The 14,795-nt window shown below is 61.2% G+C and carries 14 protein-coding genes; 7 read left to right on the plus strand and 7 right to left on the minus strand.

The window, feature by feature from the left end; translation table 11 throughout:
* Positions 1–14 precede the first annotated feature (14 nt).
* On the plus strand, positions 15–1,799 hold the full coding sequence (locus ASB65_RS24445; protein WP_060725627.1) for a gamma-glutamyltransferase family protein: 1,785 nt from the start codon (positions 15–17) through the stop codon (positions 1,797–1,799).
* Between the two features lie 4 nt (positions 1,800–1,803).
* Complete coding sequence (locus tag ASB65_RS24450) at positions 1,804–3,615, plus strand: ABC transporter ATP-binding protein (RefSeq protein WP_060725628.1); 1,812 nt, start codon at positions 1,804–1,806, stop codon at positions 3,613–3,615.
* A gap of 40 nt (positions 3,616–3,655) precedes the next feature.
* On the opposite strand, the gene ASB65_RS24455 is transcribed toward ASB65_RS24450, so the two are convergent.
* Genes ASB65_RS24455 through ASB65_RS24480 form a run of 6 tightly spaced genes read right to left on the minus strand, consistent with a single transcriptional unit; the run spans position 3,656 to position 9,202 of the window.
* Positions 3,656–4,465: an inositol monophosphatase family protein gene (locus ASB65_RS24455; protein WP_060725629.1), complete on the minus strand. Its 810-nt coding sequence runs from the start codon at positions 4,463–4,465 to the stop codon at positions 3,656–3,658.
* Entirely contained in the window at positions 4,462–5,298 is an 837-nt protein-coding gene (locus ASB65_RS24460) for a glycerophosphodiester phosphodiesterase (RefSeq protein WP_060725630.1), read from the minus strand. Before ASB65_RS24460 ends, ASB65_RS24455 begins: the two co-directional genes overlap by 4 nt.
* Before the next feature lies 1 nt (position 5,299).
* Entirely contained in the window at positions 5,300–6,334 is a 1,035-nt protein-coding gene (locus ASB65_RS24465) for an ABC transporter ATP-binding protein (protein ID WP_060725631.1), read from the minus strand.
* Between the two features lie 9 nt (positions 6,335–6,343).
* Positions 6,344–7,168 carry an ABC transporter permease gene (locus tag ASB65_RS24470; protein WP_060725632.1) on the minus strand — a complete coding sequence of 275 codons (825 nt, stop codon included), beginning with the start codon at positions 7,166–7,168 and terminating at the stop codon, positions 6,344–6,346.
* A gap of 1 nt (position 7,169) precedes the next feature.
* Complete coding sequence (locus tag ASB65_RS24475; RefSeq protein ID WP_080868645.1) at positions 7,170–8,054, minus strand: ABC transporter permease; 885 nt, start codon at positions 8,052–8,054, stop codon at positions 7,170–7,172.
* A complete protein-coding gene (locus ASB65_RS24480) occupies positions 8,051–9,202 on the minus strand; it encodes an extracellular solute-binding protein (protein ID WP_060725633.1) in 1,152 nt (383 codons plus the stop codon). The genes ASB65_RS24475 and ASB65_RS24480 overlap by 4 nt, the downstream gene beginning before the upstream one ends.
* Positions 9,203–9,475: 273 nt before the next feature.
* Between ASB65_RS24480 and ASB65_RS24485 the strand changes: the two genes are divergently transcribed.
* Entirely contained in the window at positions 9,476–9,658 is a 183-nt protein-coding gene (locus tag ASB65_RS24485) for a hypothetical protein (RefSeq protein ID WP_003505704.1), read from the plus strand.
* A 48-nt stretch (positions 9,659–9,706) separates the two neighbouring features.
* Here the strand turns inward: ASB65_RS24485 and ASB65_RS24490 are convergent, their stop codons facing one another.
* Positions 9,707–9,910, minus strand: a complete 204-nt coding sequence (locus ASB65_RS24490) for a CsbD family protein (protein ID WP_003521659.1) — start codon at positions 9,908–9,910, stop codon at positions 9,707–9,709.
* Positions 9,911–10,092: 182 nt separating this feature from the next.
* Here ASB65_RS24490 and ASB65_RS24495 point away from each other — a divergent pair, with 182 nt between their 5' ends.
* The 4 genes from ASB65_RS24495 (at position 10,093) to ASB65_RS24510 (ending at position 14,689) form a co-directional block, all read left to right on the plus strand.
* Positions 10,093–10,413, plus strand: a complete 321-nt coding sequence (locus ASB65_RS24495; RefSeq protein ID WP_060725634.1) for a GCG_CRPN prefix-to-repeats domain-containing protein — start codon at positions 10,093–10,095, stop codon at positions 10,411–10,413.
* A 192-nt stretch (positions 10,414–10,605) separates the two neighbouring features.
* The gene (locus ASB65_RS24500; RefSeq protein ID WP_060725635.1) at positions 10,606–11,301 is read left to right on the plus strand and encodes a superoxide dismutase; all 696 of its coding nucleotides are present in this window, start codon (positions 10,606–10,608) and stop codon (positions 11,299–11,301) included.
* 116 nt (positions 11,302–11,417) lie between these two features.
* Positions 11,418–12,407, plus strand: coding sequence for a Bug family tripartite tricarboxylate transporter substrate binding protein (locus tag ASB65_RS24505; RefSeq protein ID WP_060725636.1), 990 nt, complete (start codon positions 11,418–11,420; stop codon positions 12,405–12,407).
* A gap of 461 nt (positions 12,408–12,868) precedes the next feature.
* The gene (locus tag ASB65_RS24510) at positions 12,869–14,689 is read left to right on the plus strand and encodes an ABC transporter ATP-binding protein (protein ID WP_060725637.1); all 1,821 of its coding nucleotides are present in this window, start codon (positions 12,869–12,871) and stop codon (positions 14,687–14,689) included.
* The last annotated feature ends 106 nt before the right edge of the window (positions 14,690–14,795 follow it).

Consider the following 14,795-nt stretch of genomic DNA (forward strand, 5'->3'; position numbering starts at 1 on the left):
CAAGGAATATCGGAATGAATGAATTCACCACACGCCCTGAAATCCTTGGCACCTTCGGCGTTGTCACCTCGACGCACTGGATCGCATCGGCCGTTGGCATGGCGATCCTCGAAAAGGGCGGCAATGCTTTTGATGCCGCCGTGGCCACCGGTTTCGTCCTGCAGATTGTCGAGCCGCATTTGTGCGGCCCGGGCGGAGATATGCCCGCGGTGTTTTATTCCAAGCAGAAGGACAAGGTGGAAGTCATCGGCGCACAGGGCCCGGCCCCGAGTGGCGCCACGATTGAACACTACACTTCGGAAGGCCTGAAGCTGATCCCCGGCGACGGGCTGCTCGCAACCGTCATACCCGGCGCCTTCGACGGCTGGATGCTGATGCTGCGCGACTATGGCACGATGAGCGTGCGCGAAGTGCTGGAACCCGCAATCTATTATGCCGAGCACGGGCATCCGACGTTGCCGCGTGTCTCCGCCACCATCAAGGGGCTGGCCGATTTCTTCGAGAAGGAATGGCCGACATCCCATGAGACATGGCTGCCGGGCGGCGCGGCACCCGAGCCTCACGCCAATTTCCGCAACCCGGTTCTCGCCGCCACCTATCAGCGGATCGTCACTGAAGCCGAAGCGCGCTCCGGCCGCGAAAACCAGATCGAGGCGGCGCGCGATGCGTTCTATCGGGGTTTCGTGGCGGAAGCCATCGACAGTTACGTAAAGACCGCAGAGGTGATGGATGCCAGCGGCGCAAGGCACAAGGGCGTGCTGACGGCGCAGGATATGGCGGACTGGAGCGCGACCGTCGAAGCGCCGCAGACGTTCGACTATCAAGACTGGACGATTGCCAAGACGCCCGCCTGGGGGCAGGGTCCGGTTCTCTTGCAATCGCTTGCGCTGCTGAAGGGCTTCGATATTGCGGCCATGGAGCCGTCCGGTCCCGATTTTATCCACACCATCGTCGAAGCCATGAAGCTCGCTTATGCCGATCGCGAGGTCTATTACGGCGACCCTGAATTCGGCCAGATACCGACTGAATATCTTCTCTCCGAAGGTTACAATGCCGGACGCCGCGCGCTGATCGGCAGCGAGGCGTCGCTGGAGCTGCGTCCGGGCACCGTGCCGGGTTACGAAAAGCAGGTGGATGCCACCATGGCGATGCTAGCCGAAATGAGCGGCACCGGCACCGTCTACGAGCCGACCATGTCGCATCTGACGGAAAAGCGCGGTGACACGGTGCATATCGACGTCATCGACCGCTGGGGCAACATGGTTTCCACCACGCCTTCGGGCGGTTGGCTGCAATCCTCGCCCATCGTGCCGGGTCTCGGTTTCGCGCTCAATTCCCGCGCCCAGATGTTCTGGCTGAAAGAAGGACTGCCGACCTCACTTGCGCCGGGCAAGCGCCCGCGCACGACGCTGACGCCCTCGCTTGCGCTGCATCAGGGACGCCCCGCCATGGTCTTCGGTACGCCGGGCGGCGACCAGCAGGACCAGTGGCAACTACCCTTCTTCCTGCGGTATGCCCATCACGGCAAGAACCTGCAGGCCGCGATAGATATGCCGCTGTTCCACACCGCGCATTTTCCGGGCTCGTTTTATCCGCGCACCAGCTCGCCGGGGGAAATCACCGTGGAAAGCACCGTGGGTGAAGCGACCTTACAGGAGCTTCGTCGTCGCGGACACCGTGTCACGGTTGCCGATGCATGGTCCGTCGGGAGGCTCACCGCCGCGCGGCGGGATGCGGACGGCCTCTTGCGCGCCGCCGCAACGCCGCGGCTGATGCAGGCCTATGCGGTAGGGCGGTAAGACCATGGAGATAAAACCTGTCCTCTCCGTCCGGAACCTGACCACCTCCTTCCTCGTCGATGGCGCCTGGAAAAGCGTGGTGCGCAATGTGTCCTTCGATGTCGCGCCCGGTGAAACCGTCGCGATTGTCGGCGAATCCGGCTCCGGTAAATCCGTGACGTCGCTATCACTGATGCGCCTGCTTGCCCCAGCCTCCAGCCGGATAGAAGGGGAAGTCCTGCTCAACGGGCGCAATCTGCTGGTGCTTTCCGAAAAGGAGATGCGTGGCGTGCGCGGCAACGATATCTCGATGATCTTTCAGGAGCCGATGACCTCGCTCAATCCGATCTTCACCATCGGCCGCCAGATTTCCGAAGTCCTCATCCGCCACAAGGGACTTTCGAAGCAGGAGGCGCGGGCGGAGACGGTGCGGCTTCTGGAAAAGGTCCGCATTCCCAACGCCTCCGGTCGTTTTGACGAATATCCGCATCAGTTTTCGGGCGGCATGCGCCAGCGTGTGATGATTGCCATGGCGCTCGCCTCGCGGCCGAAACTGCTGATCGCCGACGAGCCGACGACAGCGCTCGACGTTACCATTCAGGGCCAGATCCTCGATCTCATCAAGCTGCTGCAGGAAGAGGAGGGCATGTCGGTGCTCTTCATCACCCATGACATGGGTGTGGTGGCCGAAATCGCTGACCGCACGATCGTGATGTATCGCGGCGATGAAGTCGAGACCGGGCCGACGGAGGACATATTCCGGCGCGGCAAACATCCGTATACGCGGGCGCTGCTTTCGGCGGTGCCGAAGCTTGGTTCGATGCGTAACCGGCAATGGCCGACGCGTTTTCCGGTTCTCGACATGAAAACCGGCCTTTCGACCGAGCCGGAGGAGGTGGCCGAGACGGTTGCAAGCGGCAAGACGCCGGTTCTGTCGGTCAAGAACCTTGTGACGCGCTTTCCCATCCGCTCCGGCCTGCTGGCGCGCCAGACGGGTGCGGTTCACGCCGTCGAGAACGTTTCCTTCGATCTGTTTCAAGGAGAAACGCTGTCGCTGGTGGGTGAATCCGGTTGCGGAAAATCCCCCACCGGCCGTTCGATCATGCGTCTTGTTGAGCCGTCGTCCGGCGATGTGTCGCTCGACGGTTACGATGTGATGCGCCTCGATAACGTCGGCCTGCGCAACATGCGCAAATCGGTGCAGATGATCTTTCAGGACCCGTTCTCGTCGCTCAATCCGCGCATGACGGTGGGCACGGCAATTTCCGAGCCCTTCATCAAGCACAGGCTGGGCAGCGCCAAGCAGGCCAAGGAAAAGACTGCCGATCTTCTCGAAAAGGTCGGCCTGTCCGCCGATATGGCCAACCGTTACCCGCACGAATTTTCGGGTGGTCAGCGCCAGCGCATCGCGATTGCCCGGGCACTGGCCCTCGATCCGAAGGTCATCGTTGCCGATGAAAGCGTCTCGGCGCTCGATGTGTCTATCAAGGCGCAGGTCTGCAACCTGCTGCTCGACCTGCAGCAGAGCCTCAACCTCGCCTTCCTGTTCATCAGCCACGACATGGCGGTGGTGGAACGCGTCAGCCATCGTGTCGCGGTGATGTATCTCGGCGAGATCGTCGAGATCGGGCCGCGCGCCGCCGTCTTCGACAATCCGCAACATGCCTATACGAAAAAGCTGATGGCGGCCGTTCCGGTGCCGGACCCGGCAAGACGCGGGATAAGGCGCGGCATATCCAATGACGAGCTGAAGAGCCCGATACGGGCAATGGGATATGAAACACCGACGCGAAACTACAGGACCGTATCGCCCGGCCACATGGTGCAGGTAGCCTGAGACGATTACGGCCGCCCGAAATGTTTCGAAGAGGAAACGGTTATGAGGGGTTTTTGGGCGAAACGCCGCGCAGATGCTCCGTGAGATAGGCATGGGTCGCGGCATTGGCGACGATCAGCGTTCCGGTCTTCTCATAGAACTCCGGTCCGCGACCCCACCAGTCGGTCACAATGCCGCCGGCCTCCTGAACAAGAAGAATGCCGGCTGCCGTGTCGACGAATCCCGTCTCCTCGTAATAGCCCGTGAGCCTTCCGCAGGCGACATAAGCGCAGGAATTGGCGGCGCTGCCGACAACACGAACCGCGCCGATGGGCGCGCGAATGGCGTCGAGGCGCTGATAGGCACCGGGATAAAGCTGGAGATTGGGCGTGGGCAGGCCGGTGCCGACGCACATGAGCGCGACATCGGTGCTGGCATTGACCCGCAGGCGCTGGCCATTGAGATAGGCGCCGTCTCCCTTGATCGTGGCGAACATCTCGTCGGAAACGGGATTATAGACCAGCCCGCAGATCGTTTCATTGCCGCGGCGAAGCGCAATGGTGATGGTATAGTGCTGGCCGAAGAGGAAATTGGTGGTGCCATCGATGGGATCGACCAGCCAGCGATGATCCTGATCCGCCCCTTCGACAGGCGCGAATTCCTCGCCGGTCAGTCCCCAAGGATATTGTCCGAGCAGGCGCTCACGGATCAGTGTCTCTGAATCCCGGTCCGCATCGGAAACGAAATCCCCCGGTCCCTTGACGCCGATCTCGATGTCGCGGAAGCGCCTGAAATGTTCGAGCGTCAATGCGCCGGCTTCGCGGGCGGTGGCGACCATATGATCGAGGATGGTGCTGTAATTGACTGTCATCGGCTGAAAACCTCGGTGAGCCCTTCCGGATCATCGGTGGTGATCTGGTCCACCTTAAGCCGCAAGAGGCGCTCGACCTGTTCGATGGATTGCGGCGTGACGCTGTTGATTGTCCAGGCGTCGACCCTGCGGCCGGCGGCGTGGATGGGGGCGATGATATCGACACCGGCATCCTCGGCAGCAAGTACGATCGCGTAGTCGAGATAGATCATCCCGGCATCGGGCGCGGTGGCGAGAGCGTCTTCGATGAAACGCAGATAGTTTCCGCTTGCCTTCAGTTGAGCAAGCGTGCCGCGAAGGCAGGGGTCATATCCGGTGCGAAGTCCCGGCGCCGAGCCGACCAGCATGGCGATGGCGTCGAAATCGCCGCCGGACAGGATCACCGAGCTTGCTATGGGCGAAACGCTTGCTCCGAAACCGGCGACCACCTGCGGGGTCAGCGCCTGCAGGTCCTCCTTGAAATCGAGCTGCAACAGGGCGTCGGGATGCACGGTCTCGTGGGCGAGCATGGCGCAGAGGTCTTCGAGCAACATCACCTTCGAAGCGATTGGCTGGCCGCCATTGTCGCGCAGGTGAAGCTGACGCAGCGCAGCGGCGGATGTGTCGCGCACTCGGCCGGTGCCGGTGGTTTCCCGTTCCAGCGTCCGGTCATGCAAAACGGCGCAGCCGTGATCGGCATGAATGACCAGATCGACCTCGATGCTCGCACCAAGGCGCATCGCCTCGATGATGCGTTCGCCGGTAAAGACCGGATCGCTAGCGTTTCGGCGGGCGCGATGCCATTTGAGCCAGGTCCTGTGGCCGTCGCGTTCGATAAGGATCGGCTGGTTCATGTCAGCTCCGATAGATTGGGCGGTTGTCGCGATAGGCCGTGACTGCACGGGGTGAAATTTGTACGCCCTGTCCCGCCCGGAACATATCCAGATGGGCGACCATGGATTTGATCCTTGTACCATCGGCGAGATCAAGGTCGACAAGGCCGTGGGTGCCATAATCCGTCACCCGGTGTACGTGCGCTTCCGGCGTTTCGGAAATCGTCAGATCGATGGCTTCCGGGCGGACGGCGAGAATGGCCGGACCATCGGAGACGGGAAGCGGAAGGGTGAAATCCGCGTGCATGAAGTTTCCGTCTGAGACCGCGCCCTCTATCAGGTTCATGGTGCCGATGAAGCCGGCGACGAAAGGGGTCTGCGGTTCGCGGTAGATGATATTCGGCCGGTCGATCTGTTCGGTCTTGCCATTTGCCATCACGACGATGCGGTCGGCCATGGAAAGGGCCTCGTCCTGCCCGTGGGTGACGAACAGCGTGGTGATGCCGAGACGCTGCTGGATATCACGCACTTCCTCCCGCAACCGCTCGCGCAGATGCTGATCGAGGCTGGCGAAGGGTTCGTCGAGCAGCAGGATTTTCGGTTCGATAACCAGCGAGCGGGCAAGCGCCACGCGCTGCTGCTGGCCACCGGAGAGCTGGCTGGTGGCGCGCTCGCCATAACCGGAAAGCCCGACGAGCTCGAGCACGGCCTCTACTTTCTCTTTGATCACGGCAGCCGGCATGTGGCGCAGCTTGAGGCCGAAAGCGAGGTTTTTGAAGACGTTCATGTGGCTCCAGAGCGCGTGGCTCTGGAACACCATGCCGGTCGGCCGCCGCTCCGGTGGCAGGTGGGTCACATCTTCGCCATCGATGGTAATCTGCCCGCCCGTCGGCTGCTCGAAACCGCCGACCATGCGCAGCAGCGTCGATTTGCCCGAACCGGAAGGCCCGAGAAGGCAAACGAGCTCGCCATCGGCGACATCGAGCGAGAAACTGTCGACTGCCTTGGTGCCGCCGGTATAGGTTTTCGAGATCTCGCGGATGTGAAGTACGGACATGATGATTTCCTAACCGCCGAAACCGCGGGCGAATGCACCGCCACCGATGACGCGGCGGGCGAACATGAGGGCAATGAAGGACGGCACCCAGAGCAGGACGGACAGAACCGCGCCGTACTGGATGACCATCTGGTTGTTGATATAGCTGATCATCAGCACCGGCATCGTGCGGATGCCCGGCGCACCGATGAGCCATGCGCCTTCGGTCTCATAAAAAGTGCCAACGAAGCTGAGCAAAACGGCGGCGGCGATGGTCGGTCCCGCCTGCGGCAGGGTAATCGACCAGAAGACCCGGAGCGGACTGGCGCCGACATCACGGGCCGCCTCTTCCATGCGTCGGTCGACGGCCTGGAAGGCCGCCACGGGAATCCAGATCATGAACATCAGCGTGCCGACGAGCTGGATGAGAACAACGCCCCAGAAGGTGCCGATGAGGTTAAGCTGCAGGAAAATGGCGGCAATCGCTACCAGAAGCCCGAATTTCGGGAAGGCGTGGCCGGCCAGGAAGGAGAAGAACAGCAGGTTGCGACCGGGAAAGCTCATGCGCGCAAAGGCATAGGCGGCGGGAAGGCAGATCAGCGCCGAAAGCAATGTCACCACCGTCGTCAGCCGCAGGCTCAGCATCAGCGCGTTCCACACGTCGGCGCGGCCGAGCGTCTGGCCCCAGAAACGGAAACCGAACTGCTGGGGAATGACGTTGGGAAATCGCCAGACCTCGGTGAATGCCAAGGTGCCCACCACAAACAGAGGCCCGACGATGGCGATAGTGAGAAGGGTTGCAAAAAAGATGCCGGGCCAGTCCAAGCGGGTGCGGGCCCGCGTCAGCGTCGTCATGTCATTTCCCCTGGTTGCGCGCGACCGAACGCACGTAGAACAGGCCGAAAGCGATGCAGAAACCGAAAGCGATGACGGCCTGGGTCATGGCGCCGATGGGGTCCTGCACTTCGCGCAGCGTGCGCTGCATGAAAGGGCCGAGCATTTCCGGAGAGGCCGGGCCCAGGAGATAGGGCAGGGTGAAGGAAGAAAAAATGCCCAGCACCGAAAAGGAAAGCGCCACGAGAATGGAATTGGAAATGCGCGGCAGGATGATGTGCCAGAAGACCTGCAGCGCGTTTGCGCCGACATCCCGCGCCGCCTCCACCGACTGGTTGGCGACGCTGCCGAGGCCCGCGAGCAGGATGAGAACCGTCAGCGGAATATTGTCCCAGACAAGACCGATGACCGGCCCCCAGGGCGTGAGATAGGGCGTGCGGATTTTCGGCAGGTCGACCGCATTGAGCAAGATGTCCACCATGCCGTTGGGGCCCAGAACGCGGATGAAGGCGAAGGCGAGGATGATGGAGGGCACGAACATCGGAAAGATGGCAAGCGCCTGCACATAAGCCGAAAGACGACCTTGCGAAAAGCGAAGGTAAAGCGCGATCGGCAGGCAGATGACCAGCAGGAGGACGGCGCAGACCATCGTCGTCCACAATGTCACGGCAAGATTGTCGAGGCTGTAGCGGTCTGAGAAGAAGAAGCCGTAGCTTGAAAGGTCGAAACTCGTTTCACCATCGGTTCCGGTGCGCCACACGGTGCGGCCGATGGCGTTGATGGCAGGCCAGATGACGAGCCAGATCATCAGGAACACGGGAATGGCGACGAGCAGGAGGCCGATGGGCCTCCTGCCTGCTGTATTGTCAATGAGCGGGCGAACCGCTCCCTCTGCGAACTCGGTCACGACTTGCGGTTAACGTTGGGAGCGACGTTGCGATACCAGCCATCATTGATGGCGGTTTCCCATTTACCGGCCGGGAAGGTCGGAATGGTCTGCGGAATGATGTCGGCGAAACGCTTGCGCAGGTCGGCCGACACATGGTCCCAGGAAACGCCGGGGAAGCCGCCCAGCTCGTTGAGGATCGCCCCCTGAACTTCTTCGGACAACACAAAATTGGCAAGCTTCAGGGCAGCATCACGATTGGCGCCGTTGGCAAGCACCACGGCGCGCGAGAAATCACCGCAGAGCGCCAGATCCTGAAGCTGGACGAGGCCGGTTTCCTTCGGCAGAACGCCCTGATCGATGGCCTTCAGCACCTGATCGGACCAGACGGGGGTCATGGTGACGACGCCTTGGGAAAGAAGCTGCAGCGACTGCGTGTTGCCGGAGGAGTATGCGCCCTTGTCATAGAGCGACGGGGCGATATCACTCAGCAGCGCCCATGCCTTGCCCAGAGCCTTGTCACCGGCTTCCTGGGTGTAATTGTCAACCGTGAAGGCCTTGGGATCGAGACCGTTCGCCTGATGGATGGCGCGGCGGACGAAGTTGCCGCCGGAGCCGCCCTTGTCGGGACGGTTATAAACGAACTGGCCGGGATTTGCCTTGATCCACTTGACGAGTTCATCCCAGGTCTTCGGTGCATCCGCCGGCTTGAGGTTGCTGGCGTCATAGGCGAGCAGAACCTGGCTGCCGCGATAGGGCAGGCTGTATTCGCTGCGGATGGCAAGCGGGTTGACGCGCGAATAATTGGACAGGCCGGCTTTCGCCATGTTCACGTAGATGCCGGCATCGATGGCGCCGGTGGGAAGCAGCGGATCGGCCGTTTCGAAATAATCGGCCTGCGGATCGGTGCCCGTCTGCTTTGCGGCGATGGCGCGCTCGCCGATGGCCATGATGCCGGCGCTGTCGCCGGCATCGACGAGGTTGAGCTTCAGGCCGGGATTGGCGGCTTCAAAAGCGGGCTTGATCGTATTGGACCAGAAATCGAGGATATTCGTATCCGAACTGGTGTACCAGTCGATCGTGCCCGGAGCAGCGAAGCTCATGCGCGGTGCAAGGGCGAGGCCGGCGGCGGCGCCTGCGGCGGACATCATAAAGGTGCGGCGTTTCATCTATGTCTCCGATGTTTTCGGCGCGAGTGGAACTCTGAGCGCTGAGGCTTGAGAGATGGACGGGAAAGGCTCTGGCCATCAGTTGCACAGCCGTGCATTTTTTGAACGGACCGGCGGCGGTTCTAATGTCTTTCCATAACGCTTTCGTGACGGTTGATGCCGGCCGGTCTTGCCGCCCTCTGTGCCCACGGGTGATCCGAAGGCGCAGGGGGCTCTACCAAAGCGGTTTCCGGGCAGATAGGATGACCGCGATAATTAGGAGGGAGGGGAGCGATGATCGCAGCCTATATTGACGAATTCATCATGTTTTGCGCCGGCCTGTGGATGACATGTGTCGGCTTTGGTTATCTGCCGCTGTCAAAAAACACGGCTAGTCAGCCGCCGGTTGTTCGTCATTTCAGATGGATGGGGCCGCTGCTGATCGTCATCGCTGCTGTTCTGGCCGTGGCCAGCTGACCGGGAAATCCCGCGCAAAGAAAAACCCCGCCGAAGCGGGGTCTCGTCTTACCAGGTCTGGCGTCCATACCAGTCGTCGATATCTTTCCTGGTGCGGTCCTTTTCGTAACCGTAGCGCTCCTGGATCTTGCCTTCGAGCTGCTCGCGTTTGCCGTTGATGACGTCAAGATCGTCGTCGGTGAGTTTACCCCACTGCTCCTTGATCTTGCCCTTCATCTGCTTCCAGTTGCCTTCAACGCGATTCCAATCCATCGGTGCTCTCCCATTTTGTTTGGCTTGCACTGGTAAATGTCCGAGCCTCCGCAGGGTTCCGCGCGGCGGCCGGAATGTTCGGCGCAACTGTGGCCTGCTGCCACGAAAAGATCACGATTCATTCAGCCACAGTTCACCCGGCAGGGCGCTAAATCCCCCCATCCCACAAGGAGGGAAATAAGATGCGCAAGATGATTTTAACCGCCGGACTGATTTTCGGCGCCCTGTTCGGCACCGGTGCCAATGCCATGCCAGTCGGCCAACCGTCTGCACCCTCGGCATCCCACATTCAAACGGTGGATTATGCCTGCGGACGCGGCTTTCCCCTGTCACCCCGCGGCTATTGCCGTCCGAATGGCCCGCCCCGCTATGAGCGCGGCTGGGACCGGCGCGACCGCTGGGAAGCCCGTCGTGAGTGGCGCGAGCGTCAGGCGAGGCGTGAATGGCGTGAGTGGCGCGACCGCAGAGACTATCGCGACCGCCGAGACTACTATCGATACTGATCGGGCAAGGCCCTCTCCAGCCGGGAGGGCCTTTCTCATATGGGGCGGTCAGTCCATCCCGCCCCGGCAGGGCGTGAATACAGCGCCGCCGCCTCTCATCTCCATGACCTGCGACAGAATTGCATTCAACGTGAGGAAACCCGGGCCGTAGTTTGGGGTTAGTCCCATATCACCGTTCATAAGGAGGATATGATGGACATCAACAGACGCACCGTTCTCACCGCCGGCGCAGCAACTGCTGCCGCTGCAATCTTTCCCCGCCCGCATGTCGCGCGCGCCGCACTGCCCCTGACGCAGCCCAGGCTTCCCTTTGCCGAAGCCGATCTCGCGCCGGTCATCTCGGCGAAGACCGTGGGTCTGCATTATGGAAAACACCACAAGGCCTATTACGACAAGCTGAATACGCTCGCCGCCGGCACGCCTTATGCCGACATGGAACTGGTTGATATCGTCACGCGGTCCGCCAAATCAAAAGAGGCGGCTGATGTCAAAATCTTCAACAATGCCGCGCAGGCCTGGAACCATGTCGCCTATTGGGACCAATTCGTCCCGGGCGGACCGAACCGGCCGACGGGTGATCTTGCCGCTTCGGTAAACGAGACCTTCGGTGACTATGACGGTTTCATCAAACGAGCGGTCGATGTCTCCGATACGGTCTTCGGCACCGGCTGGGTGTGGCTGACGCGTGACGACGGCAACAAGCTCGCGCTGATCGGATATGAGGACGGCAAGAACCCCGTTGCTGTCGGCCGCCCGGCCTACCTCGGAATCGATATATGGGAGCACGCCTATTACGTGGATTATGAGAACCGCAAGGCCGAACATATCCGCGCCGTGCTCGACAAGCTTGTCAACTGGCGGGTCGTAGAGGAGCGCCTGAAAGCGTAACGAACCCTCTTTCCCCTGAAACCCGCCGGGAGCGTCCGCTCCCCGGCGGGTTGCCCTGAGGTGCATTTGAGCTACTATGCGCCCCATGGCGAGGAGGCCATGTTACAGGAGGGTTTATGATTTACCGGTCTTCAAAACGGCGCACAGTGCTGAAACTTGCCGCCGCGGCGGTTTCTTTGGGCATGCTGGGAACGACTGCGAGTGCGCAAGGCTTCCCCGAGCGAACGATTACTCTGGTCGTTCCTTTCGCGGCGGGCGGCTCTACCGATGTGGTCGCGCGTGTTATCGCGCAGAAGATGGGTGATGAACTCGGCCAGCAGATCGTCGTTGAAAATGTCGCCGGCGCCGGTGGCAACCTTGGTGCGGACCGCGTGGCCCGCGCCGAACCCGACGGATACACGATCCTGATGGGCACGGTTGCCACCCACGCCCTCAACCCGCTCATTCTCAAGACCAAGCCTTATGATCCGGAAAAGGATTTCACGCCGGTCTCGCTGCTCGTGGTGGTGCCGAATGTGCTGGTCGTCAATCCGAAGCTCAACGTCAACAGTGTCGCGGAGCTTATTGCCCTGCTGAAGGCCGAGCCGGACAAACATGCCTATGCTTCTTCCGGCAACGGCACCCCGCTGCATCTTTCCGGCGAGCTGTTCAAGAGCATGGCCGGTGTCAGCATGCAGCATGTTCCCTATAAGGGCGCGGGCCCGGCGCTCAACGATCTGCTCGGCAACCAGATTTCCATCATGTTCGACAATCTGCCCTCTTCATCCGGACATATAAAATCCGGCACGTTGCGGGCGCTCGGCGTCACGACCAAGGAACGCGCCTCGTCCTTCCCGGATCTGCCGACCATCGCCGAGACGGTGCCCGGTTATGAGACCTATACCTGGAATGCGCTCTTTGCGCCCGCCGGCACGTCGGCCGAGGTGGTCGACAAGCTGAACGCCGCCGCCAAGAAGGCGCTTGCCGATCCGGCGGTTGCCGCACGCATGGCGGATTTCAGCGCCAAGATCGTCGCCTCTTCGCCGGATGAGCTGAAAACCCACGTTGCGGCTGAGATCGCCAAGTGGGGACCTGTGGTCAAGGACGCGAATGTGCAGATGGACTGACCGGCAACGGCAGATACCATTCCGATTTTCCGCCGTGCATCCTGCCGGTTGCGGGCGGAAGTAACGAACTGATAAAATCGTGGCCGGCGCGTCAGTCGCATCGGCCACGATTTATATCGTCGCATCCAGCCGGTGTGGCGTTTCCGCATCACTCACCAGCCGGTTGTAAAAACCCGCTTGGCAAGCTCGAACTGCTGAGTTACAAATCTCAATACCGCGTCAGATCGAACAAAGGGAGGCGTTGCATGACACCAGTATTCATCAAATCCCTCCCGCAGGGAATGGCCCGCCACTAGGTCATATTCATTCGCGGCCCGCCCTGAGCGCGCCCGACATGCGGTTCTGTTTTCCTTCATAGCCCGATTGATCTGACGGGATCATTTTGTCTCCCGCCCGGGCTGTGCCATCCAACTTCCATTTTGAGGACCGGTTGCCGAATCCGTCGCGCCGGGCTGGTTTAAATGTCACGCAAGAAGCTCGATTTCCGCGCTGATGCATATCGCAATGTGCTCGGCTTTGTTTTCAACCATTGGCGCAATCGGCCGGCGCTGGTGGGTTTCATCATCGTGCTGGTGATTGCCAGCACGCTGGCCGAAGTGATGGTGCCGGTCTTTTCCGGCCAGATCGTCGATGCCATTGCCGGCGGTAACGGCGCTGGCAATGGGGGCGATGGGGGCGATGGGGGCGATGGGGCGTTGCGCGCCTTCGTAATCGTTGTGTCGCTTGGGCTGGTGAGCGTGGTGCTGCGCTGGTTCATCTTCAATGGCATCATCAGGCTCACCCTGAAGACCATGGCGGATGTCACCCATAACGGCTTCCACAAGGTCCAGCGTTTCTCCACCGACTGGCATGCCAACAGCTTTGCCGGTTCCACGGTGCGCAAGATCACACGTGGCATGTGGGCGCTGGATTCGCTTAATGACCTGCTGCTCGTCGCGCTTTTGCCTTCCATCGTCATGCTGGTAGGCGCGACCATCGTGCTCGGCAGCTACTGGCCGGTCATGGGCCTGATCGTCGGTCTCGGCTCTCTGATCTATGTCGGCGTCACGGTGGGGCTTTCGATGGGTTATGTCTCGCCGGCGGCAAGGCTCGCCAATGCCTGGGATACCCGGCTTGGCGGCGCGCTGGCGGATGCCATCAGCTGCAATTCGGTGGTCAAGGCCTTCGGCGCCGAGACCCGCGAAGAAACGCGGCTGGGCCATGTGCTGGTGAAGTGGGACAACCGCACGCGCAGGACATGGAAGCGCGGCACGCTGAACGGCACGATCCAGAGCTTCATGATGGTCTCCATGCAGGCCGGCATTCTCGGCACCGGCCTCATCATGTGGCGACAGGGGCTGGCGACACCGGGCGACATCACCTTCGTGCTGGCGATGTTCTTCGTGCTGCAGGGTTACCTGCGCGATGTGGGGCAGGATATCCGCAACCTGCAACGTGCCGTCAACGACATGGAAGAGCTGGTGCTGCTGGACAAGATGCCGCTCGGCATCGAAGACAGGCCGGACGCCGGACCGATCAAGATCGGAAAGGGCGAGATCGTCTTCGATCACGTCACCTTCCAGTATGGCGCGCATACCACACCGCTTTACGATGACTTTTCGGTCACCATCAAGGCGGGTGAACGTGTGGGCCTGGTTGGCCATTCCGGTTCGGGCAAGACAACCTTCGTCAAGCTCATACAGCGGCTTTACGACGTCAAGTCGGGCGCGATCCGCATCGACGGCCAGAATATCGCCGGGATCACGCAATCGAGCCTGCGCGGCCAGATCGCCATCGTGCAGCAGGAGCCCATCCTGTTCCACCGCACGCTGGCGGAAAACATCGCCTATGGCCGGCCGGACGCCACGCGGCGTCAGATCGAGCAGGCGGCGAAACAGGCGAGCGCCCATGATTTCATCATGTCCCTTCCCAAGGGTTATGAGACGATGGTGGGCGAGCGTGGTGTCAAGCTGTCCGGCGGCGAGCGTCAGCGTGTGGCCATTGCCCGTGCTTTCCTCGCGGATGCGCCGGTGCTGATACTGGACGAGGCGACTTCCAGTCTCGACAGTGAAAGCGAAGTGCAGATCCAGCAGGCAATGGAACGGCTGATGGTCGGCCGCACCACGCTGGTCATCGCGCACCGGCTTTCCACGGTCAGGGCGCTGGACCGGCTGCTGGTCTTCGACAAGGGCAAGATTGTCGAAGAGGGAGACCACCCGGCGCTGATCCGCCTCCATGACGGCATCTATCGCCGGCTGTTCGAACGACAGGCGCTGGAGCTGACCAAGGGCCTGGTGGCCTGAAAAAACGAAACGCCGGGGTTTCCCCCGGCGTTCCCTTCCCGAACACTGAACCCGCGCCACGAACACGCCGCTTTTTTGGCGTAAGGGCGTGTTCTGCGCAACACCA

It is taken from the genome of Agrobacterium tumefaciens str. B6 (genome assembly GCF_001541315.1).
GTDB lineage: Bacteria > Pseudomonadota > Alphaproteobacteria > Rhizobiales > Rhizobiaceae > Agrobacterium > Agrobacterium radiobacter.